This window comes from Myroides odoratimimus, assembly GCF_030326305.1.
Classification (GTDB): Bacteria; Bacteroidota; Bacteroidia; order Flavobacteriales; family Flavobacteriaceae; genus Flavobacterium; species Flavobacterium odoratimimum_A.
This window is the reverse complement of record NZ_JACAKB010000005.1, coordinates 119,015-137,973: the sequence shown is the minus strand read 5'-3', so window position 1 is coordinate 137,973 and position 18,959 is coordinate 119,015. Positions and strand designations below refer to the sequence as shown.

The 18,959-nt window shown below is 35.2% G+C and carries 12 protein-coding genes; 11 read left to right on the top strand and 1 reads right to left on the bottom strand.

Going from position 1 to position 18,959, the window contains the following annotated elements; genetic code table 11:
• The first annotated feature begins 287 nt into the window (after positions 1 to 287).
• The 11 genes from HX049_RS06105 to HX049_RS06055 all read left to right on the top strand — a co-directional run bounded on the left by HX049_RS06105 (position 288) and on the right by HX049_RS06055 (position 16,822).
• The gene (locus tag HX049_RS06105) at positions 288 to 839 is read left to right on the top strand and encodes an REP-associated tyrosine transposase (protein WP_286414819.1); all 552 of its coding nucleotides are present in this window, start codon (positions 288 to 290) and stop codon (positions 837 to 839) included.
• A 241-nt stretch (positions 840 to 1,080) separates the two neighbouring features.
• Positions 1,081 to 2,877, top strand: a complete 1,797-nt coding sequence (gene uvrC / locus HX049_RS06100; protein ID WP_286414817.1) for an excinuclease ABC subunit UvrC — start codon at positions 1,081 to 1,083, stop codon at positions 2,875 to 2,877.
• A gap of 20 nt (positions 2,878 to 2,897) precedes the next feature.
• Complete coding sequence (locus HX049_RS06095; protein ID WP_131540472.1) at positions 2,898 to 5,135, top strand: patatin-like phospholipase family protein; 2,238 nt, start codon at positions 2,898 to 2,900, stop codon at positions 5,133 to 5,135.
• 504 nt (positions 5,136 to 5,639) lie between these two features.
• On the top strand, positions 5,640 to 6,806 hold the full coding sequence (locus HX049_RS06090) for a homogentisate 1,2-dioxygenase (protein ID WP_286414816.1): 1,167 nt from the start codon (positions 5,640 to 5,642) through the stop codon (positions 6,804 to 6,806).
• Positions 6,807 to 6,837: 31 nt separating this feature from the next.
• Positions 6,838 to 7,998 carry a 4-hydroxyphenylpyruvate dioxygenase gene (gene hppD, locus HX049_RS06085; RefSeq protein ID WP_286414815.1) on the top strand — a complete coding sequence of 387 codons (1,161 nt, stop codon included), beginning with the start codon at positions 6,838 to 6,840 and terminating at the stop codon, positions 7,996 to 7,998.
• Between the two features lie 258 nt (positions 7,999 to 8,256).
• On the top strand, positions 8,257 to 9,036 hold the full coding sequence (locus HX049_RS06080) for a DUF3108 domain-containing protein (RefSeq protein ID WP_286414814.1): 780 nt from the start codon (positions 8,257 to 8,259) through the stop codon (positions 9,034 to 9,036).
• Positions 9,037 to 9,051: 15 nt separating this feature from the next.
• The gene (locus tag HX049_RS06075; RefSeq protein WP_286414811.1) at positions 9,052 to 9,972 is read left to right on the top strand and encodes a tryptophan 2,3-dioxygenase family protein; all 921 of its coding nucleotides are present in this window, start codon (positions 9,052 to 9,054) and stop codon (positions 9,970 to 9,972) included.
• Positions 9,973 to 10,011: 39 nt separating this feature from the next.
• Positions 10,012 to 11,253, top strand: a complete 1,242-nt coding sequence (locus HX049_RS06070) for a M23 family metallopeptidase (RefSeq protein ID WP_286414808.1) — start codon at positions 10,012 to 10,014, stop codon at positions 11,251 to 11,253.
• Between the two features lie 19 nt (positions 11,254 to 11,272).
• The gene (gene pgi, locus HX049_RS06065; RefSeq protein WP_286414806.1) at positions 11,273 to 12,898 is read left to right on the top strand and encodes a glucose-6-phosphate isomerase; all 1,626 of its coding nucleotides are present in this window, start codon (positions 11,273 to 11,275) and stop codon (positions 12,896 to 12,898) included.
• Between the two features lie 104 nt (positions 12,899 to 13,002).
• Entirely contained in the window at positions 13,003 to 15,777 is a 2,775-nt protein-coding gene (locus HX049_RS06060; protein WP_286414803.1) for a TonB-dependent receptor, read from the top strand.
• Between the two features lie 94 nt (positions 15,778 to 15,871).
• Positions 15,872 to 16,822, top strand: a complete 951-nt coding sequence (locus HX049_RS06055; RefSeq protein WP_286414800.1) for an aldo/keto reductase — start codon at positions 15,872 to 15,874, stop codon at positions 16,820 to 16,822.
• Between the two features lie 68 nt (positions 16,823 to 16,890).
• Here HX049_RS06055 and metG read toward each other — a convergent pair whose 3' ends face one another.
• On the bottom strand, positions 16,891 to 18,951 hold the full coding sequence (gene metG / locus HX049_RS06050) for a methionine--tRNA ligase (RefSeq protein ID WP_286414799.1): 2,061 nt from the start codon (positions 18,949 to 18,951) through the stop codon (positions 16,891 to 16,893).
• Positions 18,952 to 18,959 lie beyond the last annotated feature (8 nt).

The following is an 18,959-nucleotide window of genomic DNA, read 5'->3' as shown; positions in this document are numbered from 1 at the left end:
AAGTATTGCGTGAGGTAGTTCACTTAGTTTTGCTGTTCTTACGGATTTGCCATCCGTGCGGAGTATGTAAGTATAGTGTTTGTTTAATGTCACGGATTGCAAATCCGCGACAACGCACCAAGACAACAAGTATTGCGTGAGGTAGTTCGTTTAGTTTAGCAGTTCGCACGGATTTGCAATCCGCGCGGAATATATAATCCTTTTAAATTGCTTTGATTAGTGTTATTCTTTTCTATTTCTAGTGTTTAACTTTAGGTGTTATTTCTAATTTTAAAAATAGTGCCATAATGTCTACGAAGTACAAAGCTCTTGAATTAGATAAAGCTTATTTTATAACTATTACCACTGTGGGATGGGTAGATGTGTTCACTCGTTTAAATCAGAAGTATGTTGTTATTGATGCTTTGAGATACTGTCAAAAGAATAAAGGATTAGAGATTTATGCTTATGTTTTAATGCATAGTCATCTACATATGTTTTGTAGAAGTAATGGTAAACTTACAATTGCTGAAATAATGCGTGATTTTAAAAAATTCACAAGTAAGAAAATTATTGAAACGATAAATGAAGAGCCAGAGAGTAGACGCGAATGGTTATTAGGATATTTTGAAAAGAGTTGTGTTTATCTCAAAAGAAATCAACAGTATAAAGTATGGCAAGATGGGTATCATGCTGAAGAGATATATTCAAATAAGTTTATAAGACAAAAGATTAATTATATACATCAGAATCCAGTGGAGGAAAAGATTGTGGTTAAAGCTGAAGATTATTATTTTAGTTCTGCTCGTAACTATAATAGATTAGAGAACGAATTGGATATTGTAGAGGTGTTTATATAATTTATAATGTCACGGATTGCAAATCCGCGACAACGAATCCACAACAACAAGTATTGCGTGAGGTAGTTCGTTTAGTTTAGTAGTTCGCGCGGATTTGTAATCCGTGTGGAGTATAAATAGTGTTAGTGTAATGTCACGGATTGCAAATCCGCGACAACTAAGCGTAGCGTCTTGTATAAACTGAACAGTTTTTTTAGCAAAGGAAATAGTTTTAGTATTTTTGTGAGTATAATATTTACTTATGCAGGTTTCACCTTCTTTAGCGGTACAGATACAGACATTACCAGATCAGCCAGGAGTATATCAATACTATGATAAGGATGATAAGATACTGTATGTAGGTAAGGCTAAAAACTTAAAGAAAAGGGTTAGTTCGTACTTTAATAAAATACATGATAACGCCAAGACAAATGTGTTGGTGAAGAAGATTGTGACGATAAAGCATATCGTTGTGCCTACAGAGACAGATGCATTACTGTTAGAGAATAACTTGATTAAGCAGTTACAGCCACGTTATAATGTTTTGCTGAAGGACGATAAGAGTTATCCTTGGATATGTATTAAGAAAGAACCTTTTCCGAGAGTGTTTACTACACGTCGAATGGTGAAGGATGGATCAGAGTACTTCGGACCCTATACAAGTATCAAGACTGTGCATACATTGATTGATTTAATTAAAGAATTATATCCGTTGCGCACGTGTAATCTAGATTTGACGACTAGTAATGTACGTAGTGGGAAGTATAAGGTATGTCTAGAGTATCATATCGGCAACTGTGGTGGGCCATGCGAAGAGCGTGAGAGTGATAAGCAATACGACAATAAGATCAGAGCTATCCGAGACATCTTGAAAGGAAACTTTAAAGAGAGTCTAAAGGAGTTTAAGGATTATATGATGGAGTTGGCTTCTAATATGGAATTTGAAGAGGCACAAAAGGTAAAAGATAAAATAGATCTGTTAGAGAATTACCAGTCTAAGTCTACTATTGTTAGTTCTAAGATTAGTAATGTGGATGTGTTCTCTATCATCTCGGATGAAGGAGCTGCTTATGTTAACTTTCTACAAGTGTCTTATGGTGCGATCATTCGTTCTCATACGATGGAGTTGAAGAAGAAGTTAGACGAGACAGATGAGGAGTTATTAGAGCTTGCGATAACAGAATTAAGAGAGCGCTTTCACTTGAATTCTAAAGAGATTATTGTTCCTTTTGATGTTGAGGTGCAAGAAGGGATACATGTGACTGTTCCTAAGCTTGGTGACAAGAAGAAATTACTAGACTTATCAGAGCGCAATGCTAAGTATTATAGAATAGATCAGCTTAAACAGATTAAGATAGTGGATCCAGAGCGTCATGTGAACCGTATCATGGCACAGATGAAGAAGGACTTGCGTATGTATGTAGAGCCACGCCATATAGAGTGTTTTGATAACTCGAATATACAGGGGACTAATCCAGTTTCTGCTTGTGTTGTCTTTAAAGATGGGAAACCTAGTAAGAAAGATTACCGCCACTTCAATGTGAAGACTGTAGAAGGACCTAATGACTATGATACGATGGAAGAGATCGTGTATAGACGTTATAAGCGTGTGATAGAAGAAGGACAACCATTACCTGATCTTATTGTGATAGATGGAGGTAAGGGACAGTTAGGTGTAGCAGTTAATTGCCTTGAGCGATTAGGGATCAGAGGGAAGGTGTCTATTATCAGTTTGGCAGAGCGATTAGAAGAAATCTTCTATCCAGGAGATAGTGTTCCCTTGTATTTAGATAAGCGATCTGAGACGATGAAGGTGATCATACACCTTAGAGATGAAGCACACCGATTTGGGTTGACATTTCATAGAAACCAACGCAGTAAGAACGCGATAACAAGTGAGCTTGATGGGATCAGTGGTGTTGGAGAGAAAACAAAAACGACACTGATGAATCATTTTAAATCGACAAAGAGAATCAAAGAAGCTAGCTTAGAAGACTTAGAAAAAGTAATAGGAAAGTCAAAAGGGAAGCTTGTATTTGATTTTTTTCAAGTAAATTAGAGAAAAAATTAAAAATAGCGATGTATAGAATAATATTACTAATGTTTTGCTCTATCCTTTTAGCATCAAATAGTTATGCTTCAGAGGGAGAGAAAGGTAGACCAAAAGTGGGTTTAGTACTGAGTGGAGGTGGTGCTAAGGGATTAGCTCATATCGGAGTGCTAAAAGTATTAGAAGAAGAGGGGGTAAAAGTAGATTATATCGCTGGTACTAGTATGGGAGCTATCGTAGGAGGACTGTATGCTTCTGGATATACTGCCACAGAGTTAGACTCTATTTTTAATAGTATTGATGTTTCGGCTTTGATTAAGGATTATATCCCTCGTATATCTAAATCGTTTTATGAGAAGAAGAATGATGAGATCTATGCATTGACATTGCCTTTCGATAAGTTTAGAATTGGTTTTCCTAAAGCTTTATCAAGAGGAATGTACAACTATAACTTGATGAATAAGCTATTAGCACACGTTCGTCATGTTAGAGATTTTAGTGAGTTACAGATTCCGTTTTTATGTATAGCGACTGATTTAGAGACAGGAGAAGGGGTTGTTTTAAAAGAAGGGTATTTACCGCAGGTTATTTTAGCTAGTGGGGCGTTCCCTTCATTATTTGCTCCAGTGAAGATAGATGGCAAGTATTTAATAGATGGAGGGGTGGTTAATAACTATCCAATCGATCAGTTAAGAGCTATGGGAGCTGATATTGTTATTGGGGTGGATGTACAAGACGACCTTAAGACAATAGAACAGATAGAAGGGGCACCTGATTTGCTATTGCAGATATCGAATTACTCTACGATTAATCAGATGAAGAGTAAACTTCCTAAGACAGATGTATATATCAAACCAGATATTGTTGGTTATACTGTGGTGTCGTTTGACGAAGGGAAGCCGATTATAGAAAGAGGGGTAGATGCTGCGAATAAAGTGATTGTTGATTTAAAATTATTAGGAGGGAATAAGGATGTTGTTAAAGATCACTTCTTGCCTAAACAATCGGATTCTATCGCGATAACAGATATTGAAATTAAAGGATTGAACAAATATACTAGAAGGTACGTACACGGTAAGTTAGGTTTCAAGCCGAATACTAAGATTTCTTTTGACCAGTTAGCAGACGGTATCACACAGTTAAACGGTACTGAAAACTTTAGTAGTATGACTTATAAGTTCGAAGCTGATGGGGATGAGGATAAGATGAAGATGGAACTAGTGGAGAATCCTGTTAATCGTTATCTGAAGTTAGGAGTGCATTATGATGGATTGTATAAAGCAGCAGCTTTAGTCAACGTTACTCAGAAGCACCTTTTTACGAAGAGTGATGTTGCCTCATTAGACTTGGCATTAGGGGATAATGTACGTTATAACTTTAACTACTTTGTAGATAATGGATTTTATTGGAGTGTAGGAGTTTCTTCTAGGTATAATCAGTTTAGTCGAGATCTACCTTATGCGATGTTAGTTGGAAGTAGTGGAGGAGAGATAAATATAGAGAATGCACCTGCTAAGTTTGGTGTGGACTATGCGGATCTAGAAAATAAGTTGTATTTCCAAACTTTTTACCAACAGAAGTATTTGTTGAATATCGGTTTTGAGCATCGATTCTTAGATATTAGAAGTAAGACCTTAAACCTGCCTAATTCTAGATTTGATAGAAATCATTACTTAGGAGGATTTGCTAATGTGACGATGGATACTTATGACAATAAGTATTTTCCTCGAAAAGGATTCTTGTTTAAAGGAGAATATAAAAACTATTTTTATTCAACAGAAAATGAGAATTATGTCCCACATGACTTTGATAATTTTTCAACGCTTACAGGACAAATAGGATATGCTACGCGTATCACTGATAAGTTAGCAATAGATATAAAATCAAGATTAGGAACCGTGATAGGGACTACTCCTAGTCTAGGATTTGGTTATGCTTTAGGGGGATATGGTTTTGCAGATCGTGATAATGTTATCCCGTTTTTTGGATATGAGTTATTAGGGATAGGAGGAGACTCTTTCATTATGGGAGGTATTACTTTTGATTATGAAATATTCAAGAAGCACCATATTAATTTTACTGCTAATTATGCGAATGCAGGAGAGAAGATCTTCTCAAGTTCAGATTGGTTCACTAAGGCGAAGTATTCTGGATATGCAGTAGGATATGGAATGCAAACCATGATAGGACCTATAGAAGCTAAGTTTACTTATTCGCCAGAGACAGGAAGTACTTATTCTATATTCTCTGTGGGATTCTGGTTCTAAGAATATTAGAAGAGATCAAAACGGGTATATTAAAATTCATAGTTTTAATATACCCGTTTTTTATTCTTTACTATGCAGTAGTACTGCTATTTGCTGATATGTGTGTTTAATTTGTGTTTTGTTAGGGATATGTAAAATATATTTGGACAAAAAATTGTATAATTCATTTTTATTTCGATATTTGTGTTATTATGAAAACACAATGGGACGGTTTATTGGCTTATTTAAAGTTTCTCATCAAGCGCAAGCCTGAATGAATACTTTTATTTTTATATTATTCCTAATTAAACATTAGCCAAATGTTATAATGTACCCTAGTGTATGTAAAGTAGTAGCTTATTATGACTTTTATAGCTACACCTTTCTATACATTTTGACCTGGCAGCTCTGTTGAGGTTGACTTCACAAGATATCTTTAGATGCATTGCCTTGTATGCTTGACGTTGTCTATTCTTTTATGTTTAATCAGGAATCTGAATCACCAACCAAAAATATTAAGTAATTATGCCTTTATATCATCACTTAGGGAGTATTCCCCCTAAACGTCACACCGTATTCCGAAAGGAAAATGGGGACTTATATTATGAGCAATTGTTTGGTACAATTGGCTTCGATGGTATGTATACCAATATGTATCACGAGCACCGACCTACTCAGGTAAAGAAGATTCTAGGACAGTATAGTGTTGCGCCTAAAATAGCAAAGTCTAATCATATTCAATCTTATCGTTTACGTGGTTTTCAGGTAGCTCCTGAGAATGATTATTTAGAAAGCCGAAAAGCAGTTTTGACCAATAGTGACTGTACCATTGTATTAGCGGCACCTAAACAATCATTAAGAGACTACTTTTATAAAAACACGGATTCTGATGAATTAATTTTTATTCATAAGGGGACAGGTACATTGCGTACGATGTTAGGTAACCTTACTTTTAAGTATGGAGATTATCTATTGATTCCTCGTGGTATTATTTATCAGATCGATTTTGATACAGAAGATAACAGACTATTTATCGTAGAGTCTAAACGTCCTATCTATACACCTAAGCGTTATCGCAACTGGTTTGGACAGTTATTAGAACATTCTCCATTTTGTGAGCGTGATATCAGACGTCCTGATGTATTAGAAACTTTTAATGAGACAGGAGATTTTCTTATTAAAGTAAGAAAGCAAGATGAGATATTTGAGATGGTCTATGCTACACATCCTTTTGATGTTGTAGGATATGATGGCTATAATTATCCTTATGCGTTCTCTATTCATGACTTCGAACCAATAACAGGTAGGATTCATCAACCACCACCAGTGCATCAAACATTTGAGACAGATGCATTCGTAGTGTGTTCTTTTGTACCTCGCTTATATGACTATCATCCAGATTCTATTCCAGCGCCTTATAACCACAGCAATATTGATAGTGATGAGGTGTTGTATTATGTAGATGGCGACTTTATGAGTCGTAATGATATCGCTCCAGGGCATATCTCTCTGCATCCTGCCGGCATACCTCATGGACCACATCCTGGTGCTGCAGAGCGTTCGATAGGTAAGACTGAAACACAAGAATTGGCAGTGATGGTAGATACTTTTAAACCTCTTATGGTAACTGAAGAGGCGATGAAGATAGCAGATGAACAATATTACCAATCATGGTTAGAACCTGAGAAATAATAATCAAACAACAACCTAAAAACTATATATTATGAGTAAAGAAGTAAAGTCAGTTGAATTTGGCTTAGAAAAAATATTTGAAGGAGCGCAAGATTTTTTGCCTCTATTAGGAACAGATTACGTAGAATTTATTGTTGGGAATGCTAAGCAAGCAGCTCACTTTTATAAAACAGCTTTTGGTTTTCAATCTTTAGCTTATGCAGGATTAGAGACAGGAGTAAGAGATAGAGCTTCTTATGTATTAGTACAGGATAAAATCAGAATAGTATTGACTACACCTTTAACGGCAGAGTCAGAATTAAATAACCATATCGTACAGCATGGTGATGGTGTAAAAGTGGTAGCGTTATGGGTAGAAGATGCTCGCAAAGCGTATGAAGAGACTACTAGTCGCGGTGCTAAGTCATTTATGGCACCTACTGTAGAGAAAGATGAGTACGGTGAAGTAGTACGTGCAGGTATCTATACGTATGGAGAGACAGTACATATGTTCGTAGAGCGCAAAAATTATACAGGTACATTCTTACCAGGGTTTAAAACATGGGAGAGCGATTATAACCCTACTCCTGTTGGATTAAAATACGTAGATCACATGGTAGGTAATGTGGGATGGAATGAGATGAATACTTGGGTAAAGTGGTATGAGGATGTGATGGGATTCGTAAACTTCTTATCTTTCGATGATAAACAAATCAATACGGAGTATTCTGCCTTAATGAGTAAGGTTATGTCTAACGGGAATGGTCGTATTAAATTCCCTATTAATGAGCCTGCGGAAGGAGCGAAAAGATCACAAGTAGAAGAATATTTAGATTTCTATAATGGTCCTGGAGTACAACATATCGCGGTAGCTACTGATGATATCATCAAGACTGTAGCTGCTATGAAAGAAAGAGGTGTTGAGTTTTTATCTGCTCCACCACAAGCATATTATGATATGATTCCTGCTCGACTAGGGGTACATATGGATATGATGAAAGAAGATATCAAAGAACTTCAGAAGCTCGGTATCATGATTGATGCAGATGAAGAAGGATATTTATTACAGATATTTACGAAGCCTGTAGAGGATAGGCCGACTTTATTCTTCGAAATTATTCAAAGAATGGGAGCTAGAGGATTTGGTGCAGGTAACTTTAAAGCCTTATTTGAGTCAATAGAACGTGAACAAGAGAAAAGAGGAACGCTTTAAGATTCAGTTAATTAAATATTAAAACAGGTCTTTTGGAGACTTGTTTGGTTAAATAAAAGTTAAAAACCAATCAAGGTAGTAATAGTCCGTAAAAAGCTATACATTTGCACTCGCAAAAATAAGGTCGTCATAAGCTTTATTTGAGTGTAATAAATTTTTCATAATTTATAGTTTTTTGGTTGGTTAATAGCATAAAAACTCAGTCATTTCTTTGGCTGGGTTTTTTTGTTTGCTATTTTTGAATAAAAAACAACCAATATGAAAAAGAATCTTCTAATATTACTTGTGTTTATATTTTCCACAAGTTTTCTGTACTCACAATCTTCTGTGAGGGCTTTTGATAAAGGTGAATTCCTAAAATTTAGAATTAGTTATGGGTTGTTAAATGCTGGTATTGCTACTTTGCGTTTGACAGATACTGTGCATAATGGTATTCCTGTCTATCATGCTAAAGGGATAGGCTATACTACAGGTGTGCCTAAAATGTTTTTTAAAGTATATGATAACTACGAGAGTTATTTTGAAAAGAAAGAAGTAATTCCTCATCGTTTTATTCGAAAAATAGATGAAGGGGGGTATACGAAGGACCAAGAAGGGTGGTTTAACTACAAGAATATGAAAGTCACTGTAAAGGATTATGAAAAGAAGACAGAGAAGCAATATACAGTTACTAAAAGCGTGCAAGATATCGTATCTTCTTTCTATTATTTACGTAAATATCCTGGGTTAAATGATCTGAAAGTAGGCGAATCTGTAGAGATAGATATGTTCTTCGATGGAGAAATATTTAAATTTAAATTAAAATATCTAGGAGAGGAAGTTTTAAAGACAAATTTTGGTAAATTGAAAACTTTAAAATTTCGTCCTTATGTGATGGCAGGTCGTGTGTTTAAAGAAAAAGAAAGTTTGACAGTTTGGGTAAGTGCTGATGCTAATAAAGTGCCAGTACGTATCAAAGCTAGCCTAGCAGTAGGTTCTCTTAAAGCTGATTTAGAGGATTATAAGAATTTAGTGACGAAGCTAGAATTCGTAAAATAATTAGTTAATAAAAGTATGATCGATAAAAAATTCTCTGAGGTAGTGGATCGCTTTAATGATTTAGGAATTAAAGCAGAAACTCAAATAGAAGGCATGTTATATGCTAAACCTATTACGTATTGGGATTATATCCAAACAGATGCATTGCTAAATCTCCAGATTCAGAGAACCGTCTTGCCCGATGAGATGGTGTTTATTATGTATCATCAAGTAAATGAGCTATTATTTAAAATGATATTGTGGGAGCTGAATCAAGTAAGTGAGTGTAATGATGAGAGCTTAACGGTAGAGTTTTTTAAAGAACGGTTAGCTAGAATAAGTCGTTACTTTGATATGCTTACGTCTTCGTTTACGATTATGAAAGATGGTATGGAGGTAGAGCAGTATTTGAAATTTAGAAATACTTTAGCTCCTGCAAGTGGATTTCAGAGTAGTCAGTATCGATTAATTGAGTTTGGTTGTACAGATTGGATTAATTTAATCGATAAGAGATTTGTAAATGATTTACCACAAAATATTTCTGAAAAAGAGGCGTTAGAATATATGTATTGGCAGGCAGCAGGTAAAGACTATAAGACAGGAGAGAAGTCATATCTATTGAAGGAGTTCGAAAACAGATATTGTGAAATTTTTGTTAAAGCCATGAAAGATTATGAAAAAACAAATTTATGGCAGAAATTTGTGAAATTACCCCTAGAAGGCAAATCAGATAAGGGGTTGGTAGAAGCAATGCGTCATTTTGATAAAACAGTTAATGTTGTGTGGGTAATGGGGCATTATGAAACTGCACTTAAGTATCTTGAAAGTAATCCAGGAGAAACAAAAGAAGCTACTGGAGGAAGCGATTGGAAAAAGTATATGTTGCCACAATATCAGAAGCGTATATTCTTTCCAGAGTTATGGAGTGAGGAAGAAAAAGCGAATTGGGGAAAATAGTAAAGGAGAAGAAGTTGAAAATAAAGATATTTTAGAGTTTTGAAGCAATTTATTTATAGTGTACTAATCGCTACAGCACTTATCTCATGTAAAAAAACGGAAGAGGTTACTATAGAAGCCCAACCAGAAAAAGAGCATGTAGAAGAGATTGTAGGAGAATTATATGGTTTTGATTTAAAAGATTACATTTTAGTAGAAGATACTATTCGAAGTGGAGATAATATTGGAAAGATCTTTGGAGATAATAATATTGGTTCTACTGAAGTTCACAATATAGTTACGCAAGTAAAAGATACATTCAATGTACGTAATATTCGTGTTGGTCAGCCTTATGCTTTAGTTAAGTACAGAAAGGAACAAGAGAAATTAGCGGCATTTATATACCATCCTAATATCTCAGGGTATCAAGTGATAGATTTGCGTGATTCTGTGAGTGCATATACAATAACATATCCAGTAACTATAAAACGCAGAACAGTTGCGTCAGAGATAGAGGGATCCCTTTCGTTAAGCTTAAGTAAAGAAGGAGTAGATCAGTCATTAGCAACTAAAATGTCACAGATCTTTGCATGGTCTATTGACTTCTTTAAATTGCAACCAGAAGATAGATTTGCTTTTACAATAGAGGAGAAGTATATTAACGATACTATTTATTTAGGAGTGTCTAAGATAGACGCGGCTTATTTTAGATATCGAGGTAAGGATTTATATTCTTTTCCTTATAAAAGACAAGATTCTAAATCTACTGAATATTTTGATGAAGAAGGGCGACCAATGAAAGCTATGTTTTTGAAGGCGCCACTTAAATTTTTTAGAATCACATCTAAGTATTCTAAAAATCGTTTTCACCCTGTGCAAAAGAGATGGAAATCACATAACGGGACTGATTATGCTGCTCCTACAGGAACACCAATTATGACTACAGCATCTGGTGTCGTAGAAAGAGCTGGATATACGGCAGGAAATGGTAACTTTGTAAAAGTAAAACACAATGGGACATATTCTACTCAATATCTACATATGTCAAAGATACTTGTGAAAGTAGGACAAAGAGTAGATCAGGGACAGACAATTGGACTGGTAGGAAGTACAGGTCTAGCTACTGGGCCACACGTATGTTATCGCTTTTGGAAAAATGGGGTACAGGTTGATCCTTTGAGTCAATCTTTGCCTAACTCTGTGCCAATGGAAAAGAAAGATTTACCAGCATTTAAAGAATATATTACACCGCTTAAAGCTGAATTAGATAAAGCATTAAACGAAAAATTTAAAGGAGAATAAAAGTTAGTTAGTTGTAGAGATGTTAGAGAGTATAAATCCTTCTGGAACTTTAGCTTGGAAGAAGCTTAGGGAGCATTACGGTCAAATGGAGTTTGTTCAGATGCAAGAGTTGTTTGCCAAAGACCCTGAAAGAGCTAATAAAATGAATATTCAGTGGGAAGATTTTCTATTAGACTATTCAAAGAATAAGATTACAGAGGAAACAATAGAAATGTTGTTGGGACTTGCTAATGAATTGAATCTAAAAGATGCAATTCAGGCAATGTATAAGGGAGATATTATTAACGCAACTGAGAAAAGAGCTGTATTACATACAGCGCTTAGAGATTTGTCTGATAAATCCGCTGTTATAGTAAATGGTGAAAATGTTATAACAGAGATACAAGAGACACGTGAGCGTATTAAAGAGTTTACGGCTAAAGTATTGAACGGCAGTTATACATCTTATTCTGGTAAGAAATTTACGGATGTAATTAATGTAGGTATTGGGGGGTCTGACTTAGGACCTAAGATGGTCGTGCATGCATTGGCAAATTATCGTACAGAATTAGGAATGCATTATATTTCTAATGTTGATGATGATTATCTACAATCTGTATTGAATAAACTTAATCCAGAAACTACTTTAGTTCTTATTGTTTCTAAGACATTTACTACTCAGGAAACTATAGAAAATGCAAAGAAAATTAAGTATTGGTTAGAGAGTAGTCTAAGCGATGTAGATTTAAGTTCACATTATGTTGGTGTATCTGTTGCTATTGAAGAAGCAATGAGTTTCGGTGTGAAGCGTGAGAATATTTATCCTATGTGGGACTTTGTAGGTGGAAGGTTTTCTCTGTGGAGTGCTGTCGGGATTTCGATTGCTTTAGCTGTCGGTTATAATCATTTTGAACAACTTCTACAAGGGGCTCATACAATGGATAAGCATTTTAAAGAAGCTGATTTTAAAGAGAACCTACCTGTGTTAATGGCTCTTCTAAGTATATGGTATAATAATTTTTATGGATATGAGACTGAAGCAGTCGTTCCTTATAGCCAATTGCTAGGCAAATTACCAGCTCACTTACAGCAGATGATTATGGAAAGTAACGGAAAGAATAAAGACAGGAGTGGTAATCCTGTTAATTATCAAACTGGGACTTTAATTTGGGGAGAGGTAGGAGTTTCTGCTCAACATGCCTTTTTTCAATTGTTTCATCAAGGAACTAAAGTGATTCCTATTGATTTTATTGGTTTTGTAAATCCGCATTTTAAAGAGAGTACTAATCACGATATATTGATGTCTAACTTCTTTGGTCAAAGTGAGGCTTTATTGAATGGAAAGATAGGAGAAGAGTATGAAAGTGATGGAGGACCTTTTTTAAGTAACTTTAGAGAGTTTTGTGGTAATAAACCATCAAATACAATTTTAATAGACAAATTAACTCCTAAAAGTTTAGGTGAGTTAATTGCATTATATGAACATAAGACGTTCGTTCAAGGAGTAATTTGGAATATTTATAGCTTTGATCAATTTGGTGTTGAGTATGGAAAGATTTTGGCAAAGAATATACAAAATGAAATTAAATCTAAAAATATATGTGAACATGATAGTTCGACAGCTTTTTTATTGCGTTATTTTGTAAAAAATAGAGTTGTAGAATAAGTCTAAATAGTGATAAAACGTTAATTTTAATGTTTTGGTAACATTGAGTATGGATGTTTTTGTACATTTGTTGCGAAAATAATTTTATCACTTACACTTACAAAATGAAAAACTTGAAGAACTGGATGCTGATGATGGTAATGGTATTTACCTCAGTATCTGCACTTTCACAAAACAAAATCACTGGTATAGTTGTGGATGGTGAATTCCAATCGGGATTACCTGGAGCAACAGTGATAGTAAAAGGGACTCAAAACGGTACGTCATCTGATATGGATGGTAAATTCGAATTGACGGTTTCTGGAGATAAAGGAGAGGTGGTTATCTCTTTTATTGGTTATCAATCTAAAACTGTAGCTTTCAAAGTTGGCGCTGATAAGAAAGCTGATCTTGGATCTGTAGTACTTGCTGCAGACGAAAACTTGTTAGATGACATCGTTATTATGGGTGTTGCTGACGTAGCAAAAGATCGTAAAACTCCAGTAGCAGTTTCTACAATTAAAGCTGCTGAAATTCAAGAAAAACTTGGTTCTCAAGAGTTTCCTGAAATTTTAAACACAACTCCATCTGTTTATGCTTCTCAAGGAGGAGGAGGATTTGGAGATTCTAAAATGAATATTCGTGGATTTGATCAAAAGAACATCGCTGTATTAGTTAACGGTATGCCTGTTAATGATATGGAAGGTGGTTCTGTGTATTGGTCAAACTGGGCTGGTGCACAAGACGTTGCTTCTGCTGTTCAAGTTCAAAGAGGTTTAGGATCTTCTAAAATCGCTATTTCTTCTGTAGGAGGAACTATGAACATCTTAACGAAAACTTCTGACATGAGAGAAGGTGGTTCGTTATCTGCTGGTGTTGGAAATAATGATTATTTTAAAGGATCGGCTTCTTATAATACTGGTATTTTAGATAGCGGTTTATCTGCATCTTTATTAATGTCTTATACTAGAGGTAATGGGTATGTAGAAGGGACAGACTTCGAAAGTGTAGCTTATTTCTTAGGTTTAGGTTACCGTTCAAAAGATAGTCGTCACAACGTACAGTTTACTTTTACAGGGGCTAATCAATGGCATAACCAAAGAAGTACTAATCCAACTATTGCTGACTACATGAAGTATAGCGAAGATGGTAAACCAAATAGAAAATACAATCCTGATTATGGAATGTATCAGGGTGAAGGTTACTCATGGGCTAGAAACTTCTATAATAAACCAATCGCTTCATTAAACTGGGATTATAAAATCAATGATATCTTTACATTAAACACAGTTGCTTACGGTTCTTGGGGACGTGGTGGTGGTAACGGTGCTCTTGGAAAGATTAATGGAAAAGACCAAAGACACGAAATGTTTAAAGACCAAAATGGTCACATTCGTTTTGATGATATAGCTGCTTGGAACTCAGGAAAACATGTTGCTGATTTTGGAGCAGATAAGAAAATGATAAATGGTGAGTACTATTCAGACAAGAATAGTGGATTTGTTCGTCGTGCAAGTATTAACTCACACGATTGGTATGGTACAGTAATGAACTTAAATGCTAAAGTTAATGAGAATTGGAACTTCGATATTGGAGTTGATGCTCGTACTTATGTAGGATACCATTTCCAAGTATTAGATGATTTATTAGGTGCTCCTGGATTTGTAGATGCTTCAAATAAAACTGCAGGTTCAAGAGTTATTACTCAAACTTATACTAGTAAAGCTCCTGCTAATCCATGGGCTGATTGGGGAGATCGTCAGAAAGTAGCTTACGATAATGATGGTAACGTAAAATGGTTAGGTGGATTCGGACAAGTTGAGTATTCTAAAAATGATTTAACTGTTTTCGTTCAAGGATCTATCTCTAATCAATGGTTCAGAAGAATCGATTATATGACTTATAATCGTAATACTGAAAGTGGAGCTGAAGAATATAAAACTTCTTGGAAGAGTTTATCAGGAGGAAGTATTAAAGGAGGTTTTAATTATAATATTAATGAGAACCACAATGTTTTTGTTAACTCTGGATATTTCTCTCGTCAACCATTCATGAATAATGGTGTATATATCAATAATAGAAATGATATTAACCCTAATCTTAAAAATGAAAAAATATTCGGATTAGAGTTAGGATATGGTTTACGCCTTGACAACTTTAGAGCAAACGTGAACTTATACCGTACTTCTTGGAAAGATAGAATTCAACGTATTTTCGAAAGAGATGTTTTTGGTGTAGGATCTAATGGAACACAAACTCCTGGTTATGCTAACTTATATGGAATTGAACAAATCCATATGGGGTTAGAGATGGACTTTGTTTATAATCCTATTGATCGTTTAGACATTACAGGATCTTTATCATGGGGAGATTGGAATTATAAAGGAAATGTTACTGCTGATTTCTTAGATGAAGCAACTAATGCTCCAATTAATGACCCAAATACTAATAAGCCAATGCAAAAAACTTTATATTTAGATGGAGTTAAGGTTGGTGATGCGCCTCAGTTTATTGTTAACTTAGGAGCTGCTTATGAAGTATTGCCTGGATTAAAAGTTGATGGTAACTTCCGTTACAATGATAAGTTCTATGCTGCAATTAATCCAAATGATTTTGGAAAAGCAGATCATAATGGATCTATTTCATTACCTTCTTTCAACTTATTTGATGCTGGATTATCATACAAAATGCATGTTGGAAAAGAAAAGAAAAATAGTGTAACAATGCGTGCTAACGTTAATAACGTATTTGATACAACTTACATTTCTTATTCTAGAACTAATATCCACAACGGAGATAGTAAAGCTAATAATGTAAATTGGAAAGGTGTTGATACTGCAAACGAAGTTTACTTCGGAAACGGTAGAACTTGGAACTTTACATTGCGTTATAACTTCTAATAAGTTATTATAAAATATATCATAAAAAAGGAGATCATTACTGGTCTCCTTTTTTTATTGCTTAACTTTAGAGTTATAATAGAAATGTAAAATTATGGCTAAATATAAATTTGGAAAGTCGGAATTATATGTTCCTGCTTTGTCTTTTGGAGGGAATGTCTTTGGATGGACTTTAGATGAGAAGGAATCATTTAAGATGTTAGATGAATTGTATGACAATGGACTAACTTTTATAGATACAGCGAACAACTATTCTCATTGGGCACCAGGTAATGTAGGTGGTGAATCAGAAGCAATAATAGGGAAGTGGTTTAAAGAGAGTAAAAAGCGTCACGATATCGTTCTCTCTACTAAAGTTGGTGGTCGTATGGGAGATGGAACAAAAGGACTTAAGAGAGAATATATTGAAGGATGTGTGGACGCTTCATTGAAGAGGTTGAATACAGATTATATTGATTTATACTTCTCTCACTATGATGACTTAGAGACTTCACAAGAAGAAACCATGGAGACTTTCAATAATTTAGTGAAGGCTGGTAAAGTAAGATATTTAGGAGCATCTAATTTAGAGGTTGAACGTATTGAATCAAGTAATGCTATCGCACGAGAAAAGGGATGGGCGGAGTATATAGCTATACAGCCTCTTTATAACCTATATGATAGAGAGAAGTATGAGCATGAGTACTTGTCTTTAGTAGAAGAAGAGAAGTTAGCTGTAATGAGCTATTTTGCTTTAGCAAGTGGCTTTTTAAGTGGTAAGTATAGAAACTTAGAAGATATAGAAGGTAGTTCTAGAAAGGATATGGTGAAAGGGTATATTAATGAAAGAGGAATGCGTATTATAGATCAACTAGAAATATTAGCGAAACAGCACAACGTTACTATTGCAGAGATTGCTATAGCATGGCAAGTGCATAAACCGTCTATTAGTACTCCTATCGTTAGTGCTACATCGAGCTCTCAGTTAAAAAGTTTAATACGTTTTACTGACATTAAGTTATCAGTAGAAGAGATGGCTCTATTAGATAAAGTGAGCGAATATTAGAGGATAGTAAACTAAAAGCAAAAGGCAGACTTTTAAAGTCTGCCTTTTTGTTATTGTAAAAGCTTTGATTAATTAATCGTAGCTCCGTTTTTTACATTTTGTTCGTCTGGATTCACGAATACTAACTTACCATCTTGGTCTTCAGTCATTAGTATCATACCTTGACTCTCCACACCTCTTAGAGCACGAGGAGCAAGGTTAGCTAATACCGTCACTCTCTTACCAATGATATCTTCAGGTTTGAAGTGTTCTGCAATACCTGATACGATAGTACGTACATCCATACCAGTATCTACTTTTAATACTAAAAGCTTATTTGCTTTTGGCATTTTCTCAGCCTCTACGATAGTACCTACACGTAAGTCTAACTTAGCGAAGTCTTCATAAGTAGCTGTCTCTTTTTGAGGCTCTACTACTTTTGCGGCAGCAGCATTAGCTTTTTTAGAAGCTTCTAGACGGTCTAATTGTTTCTGTACTTCTTCGTCTTCTATCTTAGCAAATAGTAGTTCAGCTTGTCCGATAGTGTGTCCTGCAGGTAATAATACTTTATCTTCAGCTATAGTACTCCAGTTAATAGGATTTTCTAACTTAAGCATAGATTTAAGTTTATTCGCACTAAATGGCAAGAAAGGTTCAGCAAGAGTACTTAGTGCAGCAGCTATTTGTAGTGCTACATACATTTGTGTTTTCACTCTTTCTGGGTTCTCTTTGATTAGTTTCCAAGGTTCTTCATCAGCCAAGTACTTATTACCAAGACGAGCTACATTCATCATTTCTGACAATGCCTCTCTGAATCTATAGCGCTCTACAGAACTTTCAATAACACTAGGGTAAGCTCTTAACTCAGTTAATGTAGCGATATCAACATCAGAGAATTCATTAGGGTGAGGCACTACACCTTCATAATATTTATTAGTTAATACTACTACACGGTTAATGAAGTTACCGAATATAGCTACTAACTCATTGTTATTTCTAGCTTGGAAGTCTTTCCAAGTAAAGTCGTTGTCTTTTGTCTCAGGAGCATTAGAAGTCAAGGCATAACGCAATACATCTTGTTTACCAGGGAAGTCTTCTAAGTACTCGTGTAGCCATACTGCCCAGTTTTTAGACGTAGATAGTTTGTTCCCTTCTAAGTTTAAGAACTCATTAGCAGGTACGTTATCTGGTAAGATATAGCTTCCTTCTGCTTTCAACATCGCAGGGAATATCACACAGTGGAATACAATATTATCCTTACCGATGAAGTGTACTAACTTCGTATCATCAGACTTCCAATACGGTTCCCAGTCTTTACCTTCTCTTGCAGCCCATTCTTTAGTAGAAGAGATGTATCCGATAGGAGCATCAAACCACACATAAAGAACTTTTCCTTCAGCACCTTCTACAGGTACAGGGATACCCCAGTCTAAGTCACGCGTTACAGCACGAGGCTTTAATCCATCTTCTAACCAAGATTTAACTTGTCCGTATACATTAGGTTTCCAGTCATTTTTATGACCTTCTAAGATCCACTCACGTAAGAATGTATCATATTGGTCTAATGGTAAGAACCAATGTTTTGTTGACTTTAAGATTGGTTTAGTCCCAGTGATAGTAGATTTAGGATTGATTAAATCTGTTGCATTTAATGAAGTACCACATTTTTCACATTGGTCTCCATAAGCCTCTTCATTAGCACATTTAGGACAAGTACCTGTCACGAAACGGTCAGCTAAGAACTGATCAGCTTTCTCATCGTATAATTGTTCTGTAACTTCTTCTATAAATTTACCCTCGTTGTATAGCTTCTTGAAGAATTCAGAAGCTGTCTGATGGTGAATAGAAGATGAAGTACGAGAGTAATTGTCTAAAGAGATACCGAAGTCCATAAAAGATTGCTTGATAATACCATTGTATTTATCAATTACTTGTTGAGGAGTAATTCCCTCTTTTTTAGCTTTCATAGAAATAGCTACTCCGTGCTCATCACTTCCACATATAAACGCTACGTCCTTTCCTTGCAAACGCAAGAATCTTGCATAAATATCAGCAGGTACATATACACCAGCTAAGTGCCCGATATGGATAGGTCCATTCGTATAAGGCAATGCTGCTGTAATAGTATATCTTTTAGGTTCTTGTATCATATATCAAT